This window comes from Micromonospora sp. NPDC023633, assembly GCF_040640035.1.
Classification (GTDB): Bacteria; Actinomycetota; Actinomycetes; order Mycobacteriales; family Micromonosporaceae; genus Micromonospora.
On the sequence record NZ_JBFABB010000062.1, the window covers coordinates 22,770 to 40,357 of the forward strand.

The 17,588-nt window shown below is 76.4% G+C and carries 11 protein-coding genes; 9 read left to right on the plus strand and 2 right to left on the minus strand.

Annotation, left to right across the window (positions count from 1 at the left end; translation table 11 throughout):
* Positions 1-3: 3 nt before the first annotated feature.
* Positions 4-1,152 (minus strand): M20/M25/M40 family metallo-hydrolase, encoded by a 1,149-nt coding sequence (locus tag AB0G13_RS20065; protein ID WP_357876227.1) that lies wholly within the window; start codon positions 1,150-1,152, stop codon positions 4-6.
* A 97-nt stretch (positions 1,153-1,249) separates the two neighbouring features.
* Between AB0G13_RS20065 and AB0G13_RS20070 the strand changes: the two genes are divergently transcribed.
* From AB0G13_RS20070 to menC, 3 genes are read left to right on the plus strand one after another with little or no spacing between them, the layout of a single operon-like run.
* Complete coding sequence (locus AB0G13_RS20070) at positions 1,250-1,960, plus strand: GNAT family N-acetyltransferase (protein ID WP_357876229.1); 711 nt, start codon at positions 1,250-1,252, stop codon at positions 1,958-1,960.
* Positions 1,957-2,592, plus strand: a complete 636-nt coding sequence (locus AB0G13_RS20075) for an SIS domain-containing protein (protein WP_357876231.1) — start codon at positions 1,957-1,959, stop codon at positions 2,590-2,592. The genes AB0G13_RS20070 and AB0G13_RS20075 overlap by 4 nt, the downstream gene beginning before the upstream one ends.
* Positions 2,589-3,761, plus strand: coding sequence for an o-succinylbenzoate synthase (menC, locus tag AB0G13_RS20080; RefSeq protein ID WP_357876233.1), 1,173 nt, complete (start codon positions 2,589-2,591; stop codon positions 3,759-3,761). The genes AB0G13_RS20075 and menC overlap by 4 nt, the downstream gene beginning before the upstream one ends.
* Positions 3,762-3,782: 21 nt before the next feature.
* Here the strand turns inward: menC and AB0G13_RS20085 are convergent, their stop codons facing one another.
* Positions 3,783-5,615 (minus strand): carbohydrate binding domain-containing protein, encoded by a 1,833-nt coding sequence (locus tag AB0G13_RS20085; RefSeq protein WP_357876235.1) that lies wholly within the window; start codon positions 5,613-5,615, stop codon positions 3,783-3,785.
* Positions 5,616-5,873: 258 nt separating this feature from the next.
* On the opposite strand from AB0G13_RS20085, the gene AB0G13_RS20090 reads away from it, so the two are divergent.
* The 6 genes from AB0G13_RS20090 to AB0G13_RS20115 all read left to right on the plus strand — a co-directional run.
* Positions 5,874-7,172 carry an MFS transporter gene (locus AB0G13_RS20090; RefSeq protein ID WP_357876237.1) on the plus strand — a complete coding sequence of 433 codons (1,299 nt, stop codon included), beginning with the start codon at positions 5,874-5,876 and terminating at the stop codon, positions 7,170-7,172.
* Between the two features lie 71 nt (positions 7,173-7,243).
* Positions 7,244-7,465, plus strand: a complete 222-nt coding sequence (locus AB0G13_RS20095) for an MbtH family NRPS accessory protein (protein ID WP_357876239.1) — start codon at positions 7,244-7,246, stop codon at positions 7,463-7,465.
* Positions 7,466-7,486: 21 nt separating this feature from the next.
* The gene (locus tag AB0G13_RS20100; RefSeq protein WP_357876241.1) at positions 7,487-12,964 is read left to right on the plus strand and encodes an amino acid adenylation domain-containing protein; all 5,478 of its coding nucleotides are present in this window, start codon (positions 7,487-7,489) and stop codon (positions 12,962-12,964) included.
* 1 nt (position 12,965) lies between these two features.
* The gene (locus tag AB0G13_RS20105; protein WP_357876243.1) at positions 12,966-16,274 is read left to right on the plus strand and encodes an amino acid adenylation domain-containing protein; all 3,309 of its coding nucleotides are present in this window, start codon (positions 12,966-12,968) and stop codon (positions 16,272-16,274) included.
* Positions 16,271-16,942 (plus strand): hypothetical protein, encoded by a 672-nt coding sequence (locus AB0G13_RS20110; protein ID WP_357876245.1) that lies wholly within the window; start codon positions 16,271-16,273, stop codon positions 16,940-16,942. The genes AB0G13_RS20105 and AB0G13_RS20110 overlap by 4 nt, the downstream gene beginning before the upstream one ends.
* A gap of 115 nt (positions 16,943-17,057) precedes the next feature.
* A partial coding sequence (locus AB0G13_RS20115; RefSeq protein ID WP_357876247.1) for a condensation domain-containing protein occupies positions 17,058-17,588 on the plus strand: 531 nt, incomplete at its 3' end.

Sequence of the window (17,588 nt, forward strand, 5' to 3'; positions counted from 1 at the left end):
GGGTCAGGCACCGTCCCCAGGTGACGGACCCGCGGCGTGGAGTCCGGTGAGCAGGGCGGCCAGCAGGTCGCTGCGCGCACCGATGCCGGCAGCCGAGACCCACTCCTGCCGGGCGTGCGCGCCTCCACCGGGCGGGGCGAGCCCGTCGATGGTGGGACGGCCGAGCGCACCCGTCGTGTTGGTGTCGGCGGCACCGTCCGCCGGGCGGCCGGCGAGGCGCTGACCGAGGCCGGCGGCGATGCCCACGACACGGTCGAGCAGGTGCGCCCCCGCCTCGTCCGGCCGCCAGGTGGGCCGGTGCGAGAGCAGCCGGGTGGCCAGCCGGGCGCGATCGCGCACCGGTCGCAGCGACTGCAGGCCGGTGAGGACGGCGTCCTCGTTCTCGGGGTCGGTGAAGCGCAACCCGAGTTCGGCGTGGGCCTCGCCGGCGACCACGTTGGTCCGCCCTCCGCCCGCGACGGTGCCGGCGTTGAGCAGGACCGGCCGGTCCGCGACGAGTGCGCGGACCCGCACGAGCTGGTCGACGAGCTCGTCGATGGCGTTGACGCCGGCGTCGGGGTCGAGCGCGGCGTGTGCCTCGACCCCGGTGACCTCGATGCGGACCCGGGTGCTGCCGCGCCGGCCGGTCTTGAGGTCGCCGCCGGGGTGCGGCGGTTCCAGGCCGAGCACCGCGCGGGCCCGCGCCGCCTCGGCCCGGACCAGGTCGGTGGCGGTGGGCGAGCCGGTCTCCTCGTCGGCGACGACGATGACCCTGATCTCGGGGTGCGGGGCGCCCTGCCGGGCGACGCGGGCCGCCGCCGCGAGCAGGGCGACGATCCCGGCCTTCGTGTCGTACACGCCCGGGCCACGGACGGTGTCCCCCTCGACGGACCACGGCATGGTGGACAACGTGCCGACCGGCCAGACGGTGTCGTAGTGGGTCAGCAGCAGCACCGGGTCGCCCGGGACCCCCCGCGCCGGAAGGGTCCAGACCAGATGGTCGCCGCCGGGGTGCGACTCCCGGGCGGTGTCGAAGCCGGCGTGGGCGGCGTCCGCGTCGAGCACGTCGGCCAGCGCGGCCAGGGCCCGGCGGTCGCCGGTCGGTGACTCGTGCAGCGTGTAGCGGTGCAGCGCGGCGAGCGCGGCATTGAGATCAAGCGATGAGTACGACACATATGGACACTATGTTCGACCCAAGGCCTTGTCAACGAGCGCATTGTGCGGCAGCCTGAGAGACATACGATCGCTATCTTTTTAAGGAGTGAGGTCGATGGTCGGTGACACCCGCAGGATCGTGGCGCGTGACCTCGCCGGGCTCGCCGAGTGGACGGCGGCATCGGCGCTCTACCGGGCCGTCTTCGGTTACGAGGGCCCCGAGCACGCCGTCAGCCCCCGCCTCCTGGCCGCGCTGCGCGAGAACGCCGGGACCGCGGTCGGCGCGTTCGACGAGGACGGCTTGCTCGTCGGCTTCTGCTACGGCTTCACGGGAGTCGAGCACGGCGAGCTCTACCACTACTCGCAGGCCGCGGTCGTCGACGCGCGGGCGCAGGGCCGCGGCGTCGGCCGCCTGCTCAAGCACGCCCAGGCCGACGCCGCACGGCGCGCGGGCGCGCACACGATGCGGTGGACCTTCGACCCGTACGCGCTGCGCAACGCCCACTTCAACCTGAACGTGCTGGGCGCCGTCGGGATCCGGTTCCTGCCCGACTTCTACGACGACGGCGGCAGCGACCGGGTCCTGGTCCGGTGGGACCTCGACCGGGTCGGGGGCGCCACCCCGACGCCCTCGCCCGCACCCGGGCACGCGGCCGTGGACTCGCCCGCCGACGACCGTACCGCCGCGCCGGGGCCCGACGACCGCGCGCGTCTGCGCCGGGAGCTGGCCGGCCGGTTCGCCGCGGGCGGGCGGCTCGTCGGCGTCACGCGGCGGGCGGACACCCCCGGCCGCGTCAGCTACCTGTTCGAACGGGACGAGGCATGACCACGACGAGATCGACGCCCGCGGAGCGCTTCGACCGCAACGTGCAGCGCAGGTCGGCGCAGGTGCTCAAGCAGCGGGTCCTGGAGCAGCAACGCGCCGAGTTCGCCAGGGCGCTGGCGTGGGCCGCCGAGCAGGACGCGATCGAACGGGCCGCGGCACTCATCGTGTCGGCCCGGCGCCGGTACCTGCTCGGCCACGGCAAGTCCCTCGGCTTCGCGTCCCTGCTCGCCGCCGACCTCAGCGCCGGGCTCTCCGGCGTTCACCTCGTCGACGGCGCGGCGCTGCGCTCCCTCGACGTGCTCAGCGACATCCGGCAGGGCGACCTGCTCGTGGCCGTCTGCATGGCGCGCTACCGGCGCGAGACCATCGACGTCGCCTCCGCGTACGTGCGCCACGGCGGTCGGCTGGTCCTCGTCACCGACGCCGAGGACGCGCCGTTGGCCGACAGCGCCGCCGCCCGCATCGTCATCGGCACCGACAGCGCCTCGTACGCCAACTCCCCCACCTCGGTGGTGCTCGCGCTGCACCTGCTCGCCACCCTGACCATCGCCAGCTCGAAGGGGGCCGGGCGCCGCCTGCGCGAGCGCGACGCCCTCGCCGCCGAACTCGGCCTCTACGCGGAGCAGCCGTGACCGGCCGGAGGCGGATCGAGGTGGTGGAGCTGCGCCGGGTCCGCCTGCCGCTCGTGCACCGGTTCCAGACCAGCTCCCACGCCAAGCGCGAGTTGGAGCACGTCCTGGTCACGCTCACCGACACCGACGGGGCCGTGGGATGGGGCGAGATCGCGTCGCCGAGCGGCCCGTTCTACGGCGCCGAGACCGTCGAAAGCTGCTGGGCCGTCGCCCGTGACCACCTCGCGCCGATGGTCCTGCGGACCGCCTGGGAGCACCCGACGGACCTGGCCGCGGCGCTCGGCAGGGTCCGGGGCAACCACTTCGCCCGCGCCGGGTTCGACGTCGCCGCCTGGGCACTGTGGTCGGCCGCCGAGGGCACCGCCCTCGCGCACGCGCTGGGCGGCACGCGCGGCAGCGTCGAGGCGGGCGTCTCCCTGGGCATCGAACCCACCGTCGACGACCTCCTCGCGCAGGTGCGGCTGCGGGTCGACGAGGGCTACCGCAGGATCAAGCTCAAGATCGCGCCCGGCTGGGACGTCGAACCGGTGCGGGCCGTCCGCGCGGCGCACCCGGACGTGCCGCTGCACGTCGACGCCAACGGCGCCTACCAGGACGTCCCCGAGCACCGGGCGGTCCTGGCGGAACTCGACGGCCTGGGCCTGCTGATGATCGAGCAGCCGTTCGCGTCCCGGGCCCTCGTCGCGCACGCCGCCCTCCAGGACCGGATTGACACCCCCGTCTGCCTCGACGAGTCCGTGGAGGAGGTGGACGACCTCGTCACCGCGCTCCGCCTGGGCGCCGTACGCGTCCTCAACGTCAAGGTCTCGCGGATGGGTGGGCTGACCCACGCCGTCCGGGCGCACGACCTCGCGCGCGAGCACGGCGTCCCGGTCTGGTGCGGCGGCATGCACGAGTTCGGGATCGGACGGGCCGCCAACGTCGCGCTGAGCGCCCTCCCCGGCTTCACGCTCCCCTCGGACGTCTCCGGCTCCGACAAGTACTACGCCCGTGACGTCACCACCCGCCCGATCGTGAGCACCGACGGGCTCGTCGAGGTGCCCGCCGTGCCCGGGCTCGGGTGGGACGCCGACCTGACGTACATCGGGGAGCGGACCACCGACCGGCTCGTGCTGCGCGCCGACACCGACGCGGACGGCCGGTCACCCGCTCGCGGAACGCGCGGATGACCGGCCGCCCCGGCCCTCGCGCTAGCCGCGCAGGTGGTTGGCGTGCACGTGGGCGCCGACGGCGAGCCCGGCCGCGAGCCCGGCGTCCGCGTCGAACTGGTAGTGGACCCCGAGGTAGACCCGGCTGCGCGCGTTCTCCCGCGCCGCCTCCGTGAAGCTGCCGAACGGCCGCCGCACCCCGACCGCCTGGGGGTCGTCCGTGGTGCCCGTGAACGGGACGGCGTCGGTGCCGAAGTAGGCCCGCATGACACCGGCCCAGGCGCCCGCGAAGGTGGCGTGCCCGGAGACGTGGGCGGGGAAGGGCGGGGAGAACGACTGCCCGGCGCGGTCCTGGGACAGGGGCTGCCAGGACCGGTCGGGCTGGGTGCCCGGCCGACCGTCGGTGTCCGCGTGGTGGATCGCCGACTCGGGCCGCCACAGGTCGATCGGGGTGGCGTACTTGCCGCCCCAGGCGACGATCGCCGCGTCGGCCATGGCCAGGGAGACCAGGCCGAACAGGCGGGCGTTCTGCAGCATGCCCAGCCCCCGCTGCTCGGCGACGATCCTGGTGTGCGCCAGGAGCTGGCCCGGCGGCTTGTACGTCCCGTCGAGGTCGTTGGCCCAGAAGAAGGCGATCCGCGTCTGCTCGGCGGTGCGGGTGCCGCCCACGCGGGCGCCGAGCTGCCGGACCTCCGTGACCTGGTCCTCGTAGAGCTGACTGGCGAGCAGCGCGTCGTAGCTGCCGAAACCGCCCGGCGGGCCGGGCCGGAACTGGGTCGGCGAGGTCAGGGTGAACGGGGTGACCCGCCCCCAGTTCGGCGACACGGCCGGTCCGGAGCCGGTCGGCCGCCACGCGCCGGGCACCCCCTCGGGCACGTACGGGCTCTCGTCGGTCGAGCCGTCGGCGCGACGGGCGTCGACGTTGGCGGCGGCGGCCTGGCTGCCGACCGCCCTGCCCCGCGCGATCTCGTCGGCGTTCACCCCGGACGGCAGCATGCCGGTGGCCTCGGCCAGCGCGGGGCCGAACGACCGGCCGGCGAACAGGGCGCTGAGGCTGTCGTGGGCCGCCTGGTTGACGGCGGTCTCCAGCGAGGGCGCCACCACGTCCTCCAGGGTGCCCGGATACTCGACCGGCACCCGCACGCGGTAGGGCTCTCCGGCGCCGGTGACCGAGACGGCGGCGTCGTGCATCGCGGCGTGCATGATGGCGGCGCTGCGACTCAGCGAGGTGGGCGGCAGCTGGGTCTGCCGGAAGGTGTCGAGCAGCACGTCGTTCCAGAACAGCACCGGGTCGGCCGACGGTCGCGGCGCCAGCGGCACCAGTGAGACGTTGTCCAGCCGGATGGTCGAGGCCGGGCTCGCGCCCAGGTGGAACAGCAGCACCCCCTTCGGGTCGGCGAACGGCGCGGTGAACTCGAAGCTGAACCGGCGGGTGGTCGCCGTCAACTCGACCGTGCGGTCGAAGGCCGAGGTGTACGGCGAGTCGACGCGGGACACCGTCGCCCGCATCGTCCGGTCCACGGTGGCGGACGCGTCGAAGGCCACCCGGTACGTGCGGCCGGCGGTGATGCCGAACTCGAAGTGGCCGACCAGGTCGTCCCAGACCTGGGTGGCCCGCCCGGCGGTACGGATCTGGAGCTGGCCGCCGACCACCGTGGTCTGGGTCTCGGCCAACCGGGTCCACCAGGGCTCGACGCTGCCGTCGCTGAACGTGCCGTTCCTGATCAGTTCGGTGCCGGGCGGCGGCTCGGCGGCGGATGCGGGGGCCGGACGCGCCACGAGCGCACCCGCCACGACGAGGGTGAGGGCGAGCAGCGCGGCCAGGGCGTGCGGCGCGGTCCGGCGCACGGATCGCGCGCTGGTGGGATGGGGCATGGCGTACCTCTCCTGGTGACCGGATGGGAGGCGCGCCCCGCCGACGGTGCTGCCGGTCCGGGTGGCCCGGGGGCGGGCACCGCCCGGTGTCCACAGCGGACTCGCGGGGCGCAGCGTCACCGTAGGCGTCAGACGTGCCCGGTGAGCTGCGCGAACGCGTTCGGAACAGTGCGGAACACCGCAGCCCACGCCGCGCCGTGCGCCGCCGCCATCCGGCGCGTGCTCCGCTCGCGTCGCCCGGGTAGCCTGACCGGCACCATGGACGGTCACCGATTCGCCGTGTCCCGGCTCCTGCCGCCGCCCGGGCTGCCCCGGGCGATCGCGTACCAGTCCGCCATGGTCGCCGTCGGCAGCGGCACCTTCCTCACCGGCAGCATCGTCTTCTTCACCGAGGTCCTCGGGCTCAGCGCGGTGCAGATCGGGGTGGGCTTCTCGATCGCCGGGCTCGCCGGGGTGGTGACCTCGCTGCCGCTGGGCGCGCTGGCCGACCGGATCGGTGGGCAGCGGTCCTGGGCCGTCGGCGCGCTCGGTTCGGCGCTGACGTTCGCCGCCTATCCGCTCGTGACGTCGTTCGCGGGCTTCGTGGTGCTGATGGTGGTGGCCGCCGCCACCGACTCGTTCGCCAACGCCGGGCGCACCATCTACACCGCCGACGCCATGCCGGCCGAGGACCGGGTGCGGACGATGGCGTACGCGCGCTCGTACCTCAACGCCGGGTTCACCGCCGGCACCGGGCTCGGCGCCCTGGCGCTGGCGTTCGACTCCGCCGCCGCGCTCGTCGCCATGGTGCTGCTCAACGCGGCGTTGTCACTGCTCAACGCCGGCCTCGTGACCCGGCTCCCGGCCGCCCCGGCGGTGCGCCACGACCGGGCGGCCACCGCCTCGCGGTGGGCGGTCCTCAAGGACCTCCCCTACGTCACGACCGCCGCGCTCCTCGCCGTCATGATGTTCCACGCGGTGATCCTCGTCGAGATCCTGCCGCTCTGGGCGATCACCCACACCGACGCCCCCAAGCCGCTGCTCGGCGCGATGCTGGCCCTCAACACGGTGCTGGTGATCACGTTGCAGGTGCCGGCGGCGCGCGGCGCGGACTCGCTTCCCGGCGCGGCCCGCCTGATCCGCCGGGGCGCCCTGGTCACCGCGGTCGCCTGCCCGGTGGCCGCGCTCGCGGGCCGGACCGGCGGCGCGTGGACCGTCGTCGCGCTCCTCGGCGTCGTGGTGCTGGTGACCACCACCGAGTTGTGGTTCTCGGCGGCGCTCTGGTTCGTCCAGACCAACGTGCCGCCCGCCGCGTCGCGCGGGGTGTACCTCGGCACGGCACAGACGATCAGCTCGACGGCGGACGTCTTCGCGCCGGTCGGCCTGACCCTCCTCGCGATCCAGACCGGCGGCTGGGGCTGGTGGGTCGTCGCGGCGATCTTCGTGGGTTGCGCGCTCGCCGCCGGCCCGGCCGTCGGCTGGGTCGCCCGCACGCCCCGGATCGGCGGGGGCGACGCCGCGCCGCCGGGGGCGTCCACACCGGACTCCGAGCCCGCCGTACGACCCACCTCCGCGTGACGTCCGAAGATCGACCGATCCTTGACACGGAATCGACGTGGCTGAAATCCTTTCCCGGCGAAGGGGGTCCGATGAGCGCTGACGACGACGACACCCGGACGTATGCCGTGGTCGTGAACGACGAGGAACAGTTCTCGATCTGGTGGGACGACCGGGAGCTGCCCGCCGGCTGGCGGCGCGAGGGCTTTACCGGGTCGCGCGGCGAGTGCCTCGCCCGGATCGACGAGGTGTGGACGGACATGCGGCCGCTGTCGTTGCGGCGCTGGATGGACGAAAACGCCGCCACCGGCTGACGCCGCACCGGACGAGGGCGCATGAACGACAGCTTCCAGCGGTATCCGGCCCTCGCCGTGCAACGCGGGATGGTGCTGCAGACCCTCCGGCAGCCCGCCGGCGGGGTGGACGTCCAGCAGGTCACGATGAGGTGGGACGCCCCGCCGGACCGGGACGCGTTCACCGCCGCCTGGCAGGCCGCGACCCGGCGGCACGCGGTGCTGCGCACGGCCTTCGAGGTCGACGGCGACCACGGCGTGGTGCAGGTCGTCCGGCCCACCGTGGCGCCAAACCTGCGGTGGCGGGAGACGGCGCTCGCCGACTTCCTCCCCACCGACCGGCACGAGCCCTTCGACGTCGCCCGGGCACCCCTGCTCCGGGTCACCACGCTGGGCGACCACCACGTCGTGCTCACCTTCCACCACGCGATCCTCGACGGCCGCTCCACCCGGATGCTGCTCGACGAGGTCCTCGCCGACTACGCCGCGCGGCGGGCCGGCCGGCTGCCGGACCCGCCACGCCGGCCGCCGTTCGCGGACTTCGTGCGTTGGTGGGGCAGCCGCGACCCGAGCACCGGCGACACCTTCTGGAAGGGGTACCTCGCCGGTGCCCCGACGCCCCGGGCGCTCCCGGGCCGCCTCGACGCGGACCCCGGCGCGCGTGGCGTGCCGGCCTCGCACGAGGTCGCCCTGACCCGACCGGACTCCGACCGGCTCCGCGCCACCGCCGCCGCAGTCGGCGTCGGGGTCGGCACCGTGGTCCACGCGGCCTGGGCGCTGCTGCGCGGCGGCTACGGCGGAGTCGACGACGTCACCTTCGCGGTCACCAGGTCGTGCCGGTACGACAGCGTCCCGGACGCCGACCGGATCGTCGGGCTGCTGCTCAACACGGTGCCGCTGCGGGTCCGGCTGGATCCACGGTGGACGGTACGGCGGCTCCTCGCCGACGTGGCCGACCGGATCCGGGGAATCCGCGAGCACCAGCTCACGCCGTTGCACACCATCCTCGACCAGGCGGGCCTGGCACCCGACACGCCGCTGCTGGACAGCCTGGTGGTGTTCGAACGGCAGCGGCTGGCCACCGCCCTGGCCGAGGGTGGGCCGGAGGCGGCCCGGCGCTCGGCGCGGGTGCACCGCATGCCCGGCTACCCGCTGACGGTGCACGCCTTCGACGAACCGGAACTGCGCCTGGGCGTGGTGTGGGACGACACCAGGCTGCTGGCCGCCTCGGCGCGGCGGATCCTCGCGCAGTTGCACCACACCGTGCTCGAACTGGCCCAGCGGCTGGACGCCCGCCTGACCGACCTGGATCTCGGCGCCGCCGGGGAGGCGCCGCTGCGCGCCGCCTGGAACACCACCCGGCGGCCCTACCCCCGCGACGCGTCCGTCCCCGAGGTCTTCGCGGCCCGCGTGGCCGACGACCCGGCCGCCACCGCGCTGGTGGTCGGCGACCGCACGACCGGGTACGCGGAGCTGGACCGGGCGGCCGACCGGCTGGCCTGGACGCTGCGCCGGTACGGGGTGACCGGGGAGGCCCCCGTCGCCGTGCTGCTCCCCCGGGGCGAACCGCTGATCCGGGCCCTGCTGGGCGTGCTCAAGGCCGGCGGGGCCTACCTGCCCGTGGACGCGGCCGCCCCACCGGCGCGGATCGCGGGACTCCTCGCCGCCAGCGGCGCCCGCCTGCTGCTGACCACTGGCGAGGCCGCCGCCGGCCTGCCCGACCTGGGCCCGGTCCGGGTGCTGGACGTCGACGCGCCGGCCGGGGACCCGGCGCCGGCCGGCCCGCCGCCGGGGCGGACCCACCCGTCGCAGCTCGCCTGCGTCCTGCACACCTCCGGCTCGACCGGGACACCCAAGCGGGTCGGGATCACCCACCGGGGCGTGGTGCGGCTGGTGACCGACCCGGACTTCGCCACCCTCGGCCCCGGCGAGCGGGTGCTCCAGTTCGCCCCGACCGCGTTCGACGCGTCCACCTGGGAGATCTGGGGCGCGCTGCTGACCGGCGCCACGGCGGTGGTCGCGCCGCCGGACCCGGTGGACCTCGCCCGGCTGACCGCGCTGATCCGCGCCGGTGGGGTCACGGTCGCCTTCCTCACCGCCGGGCTCTTCCGGCAACTCGCCGAGGAGGACGTCACGGCGCTGGCGGAGGTCCGGCAGTTGCTCACCGGCGGGGACGTGGCCGACCCGGGCGCGGTCCGCGCCGTGCTCGCCGCGCGCGGCGGGCTGCCGCTGGTCAACGCGTACGGGCCGACCGAGAACACGACGCTGACCAGTTGCCACCTGATGGGCGGCCCCGGCCCGGTGGGCGACCGGGTGCCGATCGGCCGCCCCGTGCCGCAGACCACCGTCCACGTGCTCGACGACGGCGGTCGGCCGGTGCCGGTCGGGGTCGCGGGCGAGCTGCACACCGGCGGCGACGGGCTGGCCCGCGGCTACCTCGGTGACCCGGCGGCGACCGCCCGGGCGTTCGTGCCGGATCCGGAGGTGCCCGGCGGGCGCCTCTACCGGACCGGTGACGTCGTCCGCTGGCGCGCGGACGGGGTGCTGGAGTTCCTCGGCCGCCGCGACGACCAGGTGAAGATCCGGGGGTTCCGGGTCGAGCCGGGCGAGGTGGAGGCGGTGCTCAGGACGCACCCGCAGGTCGCCGCGGCGGCGGTCCGCGTCCGGGGCGACGGGCCGGAGCGGCACCTGGTCGGCTACGTCACGCCGGCCGGCGCGGCGGTCCCGACGCCGGCGAGCCTGCGTGACCACGTCGCCGCCCGGCTGCCGGCCCACCTGGTGCCGGCCGCGTTCGCCGTCCTCGACCGGCTGCCGCTGACCGCGTACGGGAAGGTCGACCGGGCGGCGCTGCCGGCGCCCGACCCCGCCGAACGGGATCCGGACGTCGCCGGGCCCGCCTCGCCGACCGAACACCGGCTGGCCGGGCTCTGGGCCCGGCTGCTGCCCGGCGGGCGCCCGCCGGAGAGCATCGGGCGGGAGAGCAGCTTCTTCTCCCTCGGCGGCAACTCGCTGACGGTCACCCGGCTGATGTTCCGGATCCGCGAGGCGTTCGGCGTGGAGCTGGGCGTGGGCCCGTTCTACCGGGCACCGACCCTGGCCGCGACGGCGGCGGCGATCGACGCGGCGACCGGATCGGCGCCGGGCGGGCGGGTGGCGACCGGGCCGGCCCTGCGCCGCCGCGACCGGGCCGCACACCGGACCGGGCAGGACCGGCCCGCGCACCTGGCCCGGCTGACCGACGGATGGGCCCTGTGGCGGACCGTCTGCCTGCGGGGCGCGGGACTCCCGGTCGATTTGCTGGCCCCGCTCGGCGACGCGGAACTCGCCGCCGCCGCGGACGGCGTGGTGGCGGCCCGGGCCGCCGGGGACCCGGCCGGCATCGCCCACGCCGAGGCGGTGTACGCGGCGGCGTACCCGGAGGCGGTCGGCCGACTCGCGGGCGCGCTGCACGCGGTGGCGTCCCACCCCCGCTTCCGCGAGGCGGTGGCCTGGCAGAACCCGCACGCGCTGCGCACCGGCGTCGACGCGCTGCTACGCCGGGGCCCCGGCGCCCCGACCCGCAACACCAAGCACCGCCAGCACGAGGCGCTGGTCACCAGCTACCTCCAGCGCTACTGCGCGAAGAACGACACGATCGGGTTCTTCGGGCCGGTCGGCTGGGCGCGGATCGAGCCGGGCGCCGGCGTGCGGGTCGACCCGGCGGACCCACCGGCGCTGCTCGCCGGGCGGACGGTCTACCTGGAGGGGTGGGCGGTCGCCGCGGTGCTGGCCCCGTACGCGGTCCGGTTGCGCCCGTGGCTCGTACCCCGCCTCATGCCCTTCCTGGAGCTGGCCGGGACGACGCTGCGGGTGCCGCTCGCCCCGCCGGTGACGCTGACCGACGCCGAGGCGGCGGTGCTCCGCGCCTGCGACGAGGTCCGCGACGCGAACGAGGTCGCCGGCGCCGTGCTGGCCGACCCGGGGTCGGGACTGCGCTCGACGCGGGAGGTGCACGAGGTGCTGGAGACGTTGGCCGCGGCCCACCGGATCGCCTGGCAGCCGGAGGTGGCGCCGCACGACACCCGGCCGGAGCGGACCATGCGGGCCCGGCTCGACCGGGTCACCGACGAGGCCGTGCGCGGGCCCGCGCTCGCCGCCCTGGACGAGCTCTGTGCCGCCCGGGACGCGCTCGCCGCGGCGGCCGGCGACCCGGACCGGTTGACCGCCGCGATGGCCGACCTGGAGGCCACGTTCACCCGGCTGGCCGGGGTTCCCGCCACCCGGCGCGCCGGCACGATGTACGCCGGGCGCACCCCCGTCTACGAGGAGTGCCTGCGGGCCGGCACGGTCGGCATCGGCGAGGCCGGCCTGGACGGGATCCGCGACGCGCTGGGCCTGGTGCTGGAGAGCGCGCGCTGGTTCACCGCCGCCGGCGCGACGCTCTACCAGCGCCTCTGCGCGGACATCCACCGACGCCGCGCCGCCGAGCTGGGCACCGACGTCGTCCCGCTGGCCGACTTCTGGCTGCTGGCCGGCGAGGCGCTGTTCCACCCGCCGCAACGGCTGACCGCGCTGCTGACCGCCGCGCTGCACCGGCGCTGGGCCGACGTGCTGGCGCTGCCGGCGGACCGGCGGCGGATCCGGCTCACGGCGGCGGAGCTGGCCCCGGCGGTGGCCGCCGCCTTCCCGCCGGGACGGCCCGGTTGGCCGACCGCGCGGCAGCACAGCCCGGACCTGATGCGGGCCGGCGACGAGTGGGTCCTCGGTGAGCTGCACCCGGGCGTCAACACCCTGCGGTACGCCACCTGGGTGGCCTACCACCCGGAGGCGGACGCGCTGCGCGCCGCGCTGGCCCGGGACGTGGGCGCCGGGGCCGTCTATACCGCCGAGACCGGCCAGGAGGGCGGCGTGCCGACCAGGCAGAGCAACGCGCTGACCGGGCCCGACGACATCCGGTTGGTGTTCGCGCACGACTCGTTCGGGCACGACCCCCGCCGGAGCCTGCGCGTCGGCGAGTGCGACCTGGTCGCTACGGCGGGCGGGCTGCGGGTACGGTCGCGCGGCGGGCGGTTCGACGTCGACCTGATGCACGTCCTCGGCGACGTGGTCGGCGCCGGGCTGTCCCAGCTCTTCCGCGTCCTGCCCCCGGCGGCGCACCAGCCGAGGGTCACCATCGACTCCCTCGTGGTCAGCCGCGAGGCGTGGACGTTCACCGCCGCCGACCTGGCCTTCGCCGACACCCGCGACGAGGCGCTGCGGTTCCGGCAGGCGCGGGCCTGGGCCGCCGCCCACGGCCTGCCGCGCCACGTGTTCCTGCGCTGCGCGGGCGAGCGGAAGCCGGTCCACGCCGACCTGACCAGCCTCGCCTCGGTCGACCTGGTGTCCCGGTCGGTCCGCCGGGCCCGCCGGCACGCCGGCGACGACGCCACCGTGAGCGTGGTGGAGATGCTGCCGGCGCCGGACCAGCTCTGGCTCACCGGGCCCGACGGCCGGTACACCGCCGAACTGCGGGTCGTCGCGGTCGACGGGCGGGGGCGCTGAGATGGCCGTCTTCGAGTTCCCGACGTCGGCCGCGCAACGGCGGATGTGGCTGCTCGACCAGCTGGACCCGGGCCAGCCGACCTACCACGTCGGATGGGCGGTGTGGCTGGACGGCCCGCTGGACGTGGCCGCGCTCGACGGGGCCTGGGCCGCGGCGGTCGAGCGGCACGAGATCCTGCGCACCACCTTCCGGGCCAACGGCGGGCGGCCGATCCAGGTGATCGACGACGACGTCCCCGCGACCGCCCTCGAGGTCGTGCCCCTGGACCGGCTGCCCGAGGCGGACCGGGAGGCGGCGGCGCGCGCCGCGCTGCGGGAGCACGCCCGCACCCCGCTGCCGCTCGACCGTGGCCCGCTGACCCGGGCCACGTTGCTGCGCCTCGCCCCGCAGCGGCACGTCCTGGCGCTGGTGGCGCACCACGCGATCGTCGACGGCTGGTCGTTCCGGCTGCTCTTCGACGAGATCTCCGCCGACTACGAGGCGCTGCGCGCCGGCCGGCCGCCCGTCTCGGTCGAGCCGCCCCTGCAGTACGCGGACTTCGCCCTCTGGGAGCGGGAGCACGCAGACGCGGGCGGCCACGCCGAGGCGGAGCGCTTCTGGCCGGCCGAGCTGGCCGGCGCTCCGCCGGAGGTGCCGCTCCCGGTCGACCACCCGTACCCCGAGCGGCTGTCGCCGGCCGCCGCCGAGGTGGCGGTGCCGGTCGACGGGGAGCTGGCCGGGGCGCTGCGCCGGCTGGCCGCGGCGCGGGGCAGCACCCTCTTCGCCGTGCTGCTGACCGCGTACGCGGCCCTGCTGTCCCGGCTGAGCGGCGCGGACGAGGTGCTCGTCGGCGTGCCCGTGGCCGGGCGCACCCGGATCGAGACCGAGCCGATGCTCGGCCTCTTCGCAAACACCGTCGCGATCCGGGCGGCGCTGCACGGCGACCCGACGCTCGGGGAGCTGCTCGACCGGCTGCACACCGCCACCGCGCGGGCCCAGGCCCACCAGGACCTGCCGTTCGCCCGGGTGGTCGAGCTGTGCCGGCCGCAGCGGCACCCGTCCCGGGCGCCGCTGGTGCAGGTGATGTGCACGGTCGAGGAGGCCCTGCCGCCGCTGGAGCGGGGGGCGCTGCGCTGGCGGCCGGAGCTGGTGCCCACCGGCACCGGCAAGTTCGAGCTGGAGCTGGCCGCCGTCGCCGGCCCGGACGAGCTGACCGTGCGCCTGCGGTACCTCACCGACCTCTTCGCCCCGGCCAGCGCGGGCCGGTTCGCCGACGCCCTGGCGGCGATCCTGGCCGCGCTGGCGTCCGCCCCGCAGACCCGCGTCTGCGACGTGGACCTCCTCTCCCCGGCGACGGCGGACCTCGTCACCCGGGTGTGGCCGGCGGCCCGGTCCGGGTCGGTCCCGCCGCCGGGGAGCACCGCGGCGGCGCTCGTGACCGGGATCGACGCCGGCGACCGGGTGGTGATCGCCGGCGACGACGCGACCCTGACCGGCACCGCGCTGCGCGGGCTCGCCGGCCGGATCGCCACCGGGCTGCGCGGGCTCGGCGTACGGGTCCAGGAGACCGTGGGCATCGTCCTGCCCCGGGGAGCCCGACCGCTCCCGGCGCTGCTGGGCGTCTGGTGGGTCGGGGCGGCGTACCTGCCGCTCGATCCGACCCATCCGCCGGGGCGGCTGCGCGGGATGCTCGCCGACGCCGGGGTGCGGGTGGTCGTCACCGACCGCACCGCCGTCCCCGCGCCGCTCCTGGCCGAGCTGGCGGCGTCGGTGACCCTGCTCGACCTGGCCGGGCCGGAGCCGACCGGCGCGGGGGCCGAGCCGGCGGTGCCGCCGCCGTGTGCGGTGCCGGCGACGGCGGCGGCGTACGTGCTGTTCACCTCGGGGTCCACCGGCCGGCCGAAGGCGGTCACCGTCACCCAGGGCGCGGTGGCGCACCTGCTGCACGCGTTCCGCGAGATGGTCCCGCTGGGCCCGGCCGACCGGGTGCTCTCGGTGAGCCCGTTCGCGTTCGACATCGCCCTGCTCGACCTGCTCCTGCCGCTGCTGTGCGGGGCGTCGGTCGTGGTCGCGGGCGACGACGACGTGATCGACGGCAACCGGCTGCGACGGCTGCTCACCACGGCCGGGGCCACGATGCTCCAGGCGACGCCGACGACCTGGCGGATGCTGGTCGCGGCCGGTGGGGTGCCGGCGGGGGTGCGGCTGCGCCTCAGCGGCGGGGAGGCGCTGCCCCGGGCCCTCGCCGACGCCCTGGCGGAGCCGGGCACCCGCCTGTGGAACCTCTACGGCCCGACCGAGACGACCGTCTACTCGACCGGGGCCGAGGTCGAGCCGGGGTCGGCGCCGCCGGACCTGGGCCCGGCCGTCGCCGGCAGCCGGGTCTACGTGCTGGACCGGTGGCTGCGGCCGGTGCCGCCGGGCGTGGTCGGCGAGGTCTGCATCGGCGGCGCGGGGGTCGGCCGGGGCTACGCCGGCGCGCCCGGCTGGACCGCCGACCGGTTCGTGCCCGACCCGTTCATCCCCGGTGGCCGGCTCTACCGCAGCGGCGACCTGGGCCGGTGGCTGCCGAGCGGCCGGATCGAGCCGCTGGGGCGGGCCGACCGGCAGGTGAAGGTGCGGGGGTTCCGGGTCGAGACGGCGGAGGTCGAGGCGGTGCTGCGCGGCCACCCGCAGGTCCGCGACGCGGTCGTGACGACCGCGTCCGACGTGGACCACGACGGCGTGCGGCTGGTCGGGTACGTGGTCACCGACCCGGCCGCGACGGACCCGCCGCCGGGGCTGCCCGGGTACGCGCGCCGGTTCCTGCCCGCGCACATGGTGCCGGCGGTCTTCGTGGCGCTGCCCGAGGTGCCCCGGACCTCCCGCGGCAAGCTGGACCTGCGCGCCCTGCCCCCGCCCGGCAGGGGTTCCGGCTCCGGCGAGGCGCCGGTCGCCCCGCGTACCCCGTTGGAGCGGGAGCTGGCGGGGCTGGTGGCCGACCTGCTGGGCCTGCCCGGCCCGGTCGGGGTCGCCGACAACTTCTTCGTGCTGGGCGGGCACTCCGTGAAGGCCACCCAGCTGATGGCCCGGGTCTGGACGGCGTACGGGGTCGACCTGCCGGTCCGGACGCTCTTCGACGACCCGACCGTGGCCGGGCTGGCCGCGGCGGTCGCCGCCGCCGGGGCGGGAGGGCGCGCGGGGGTCGACGCGAGCTCCGCCGGCGCCGCGCCGCCGGGGACCGGCGCCACGGGGCGGCCCGACGGCGCGGGATATCTCGACACGTTGACCGACGACGACGTCGACGACCTCCTCGCCGGGATGGACCGGCCGTCGAGGTGGGACGGGTGAGCGCTCCGCCGCAGCCATCGGCCTGGCTGGCGGCGGTGCTCGCCACGCTCGCCGAGGGCCACGACCCGGCCACGCTGGCGGCCTGGCGGCGGCGGGTGGACGGGGAGCTGGACCGGCTCGCCGGCCGGGTGCCGTTCCGGGTGGTGTACGACTGGCACGCGCGCGTGCTCGCCTCGACGCCCGGCGGTGACGCCGGCCGGATGGTGGGCGACCTGCTCCGACGGGCGCTGGCCGGTGACCCGGCCGGGGTGGACGAGTGGCGCGGCGCGCTCCGGCCCGCCCTGCGCGAGCTGTACCGGGCGGCCTACCCGTACGCCGACGCCCGGGCGGTCGCATACGCCAACGCCCACGCCTACGCGACCGCCAACGGCTACGGCCCCGACGAGGCGGTCAGGTTCGCCGCGCACTACGCCGACCTCAGCACCGGGGCCAACGCGGAGGCGTTCGCCGACGCCAACGCCATCGCGAACGCCGACGCGCTGGCGGGCGCCCTGGCGCTGGCCGACGCGCCGGCGTACGGCGAGACGCACCCGGCCGCCCTGGTACGCGCGTACGCCCTGGCGGCGGCGCACCGGGCCGGCGCGGCGGGCGCGCCCCGCGTGCTCCGGGCGGCGTACGGACGGCTCGCCGACGCGCTGGCCGAAAGTCTGAGTCGCGTGTCGGATTGAGGTCCACGGACCCGTCCGTCGGTCCCTGTTCCCGGCCTGTCGGGTCGTCTACTGTGGATCCACTTCGGCCGATGTCAGGTGGGCGACGGGCCAGCGGGGAATCGAGGGGGCACACTTGCCGGACGACAACGCGATCCGTGTCCCGGCCCCCGGTCGCGTCCCACATGCGCGGACATCCGCCGAGGTCGAGCGCCTGCCGGACCGCTCCGGCCTCCTGCCGCTCTCCTTCGCGCAGCGGCGGTTGTGGTTCCTGGAGCGGCTCGGCAGGGTCGGCCACGCCTACCACATGCCCCTCGCCCTCCAGCTCGACGGCCGGCTCGACCGGGACGCGCTGCGGGCGGCCCTGGACGCCCTGGTCGCCCGGCACGAGGTCCTGCGCACCCGCATCGTCGCCGACGGCGCCGAGGCGGGCCAACGCATCGACCCGCCCGGGGACGGGTTCCCGCTCGGGCTCGACGACCTGACCGGGCACGCCGATCCCGCCGCCGCCCTGGCCCGGCTCCAGCAGGAGGAGAGCACCGCCCCGTTCGACCTGACCGCCGGCCCGCTGATCCGGGGCCGCCTGGTCACCCTCGCCCCGGACCGGCACGTGCTCCTGCTGACGATGCACCACATCGTCTCCGACGGCTGGTCGCTGGGCGTCCTG

Coding starts and splice junctions, on each gene's coding strand:
- AB0G13_RS20070 (WP_357876229.1), top strand. CDS start 1,250: ATGGTCGGTGACACCCGCAGGATCGTGGCGCGTGACCTCGCCGGGCTC.
- AB0G13_RS20075 (WP_357876231.1), top strand. CDS start 1,957: ATGACCACGACGAGATCGACGCCCGCGGAGCGCTTCGACCGCAACGTG.
- AB0G13_RS20085 (WP_357876235.1), bottom strand. CDS start 5,615: ATGCCCCATCCCACCAGCGCGCGATCCGTGCGCCGGACCGCGCCGCAC.
- AB0G13_RS20090 (WP_357876237.1), top strand. CDS start 5,874: ATGGACGGTCACCGATTCGCCGTGTCCCGGCTCCTGCCGCCGCCCGGG.
- AB0G13_RS20095 (WP_357876239.1), top strand. CDS start 7,244: ATGAGCGCTGACGACGACGACACCCGGACGTATGCCGTGGTCGTGAAC.
- AB0G13_RS20100 (WP_357876241.1), top strand. CDS start 7,487: ATGAACGACAGCTTCCAGCGGTATCCGGCCCTCGCCGTGCAACGCGGG.
- AB0G13_RS20105 (WP_357876243.1), top strand. CDS start 12,966: ATGGCCGTCTTCGAGTTCCCGACGTCGGCCGCGCAACGGCGGATGTGG.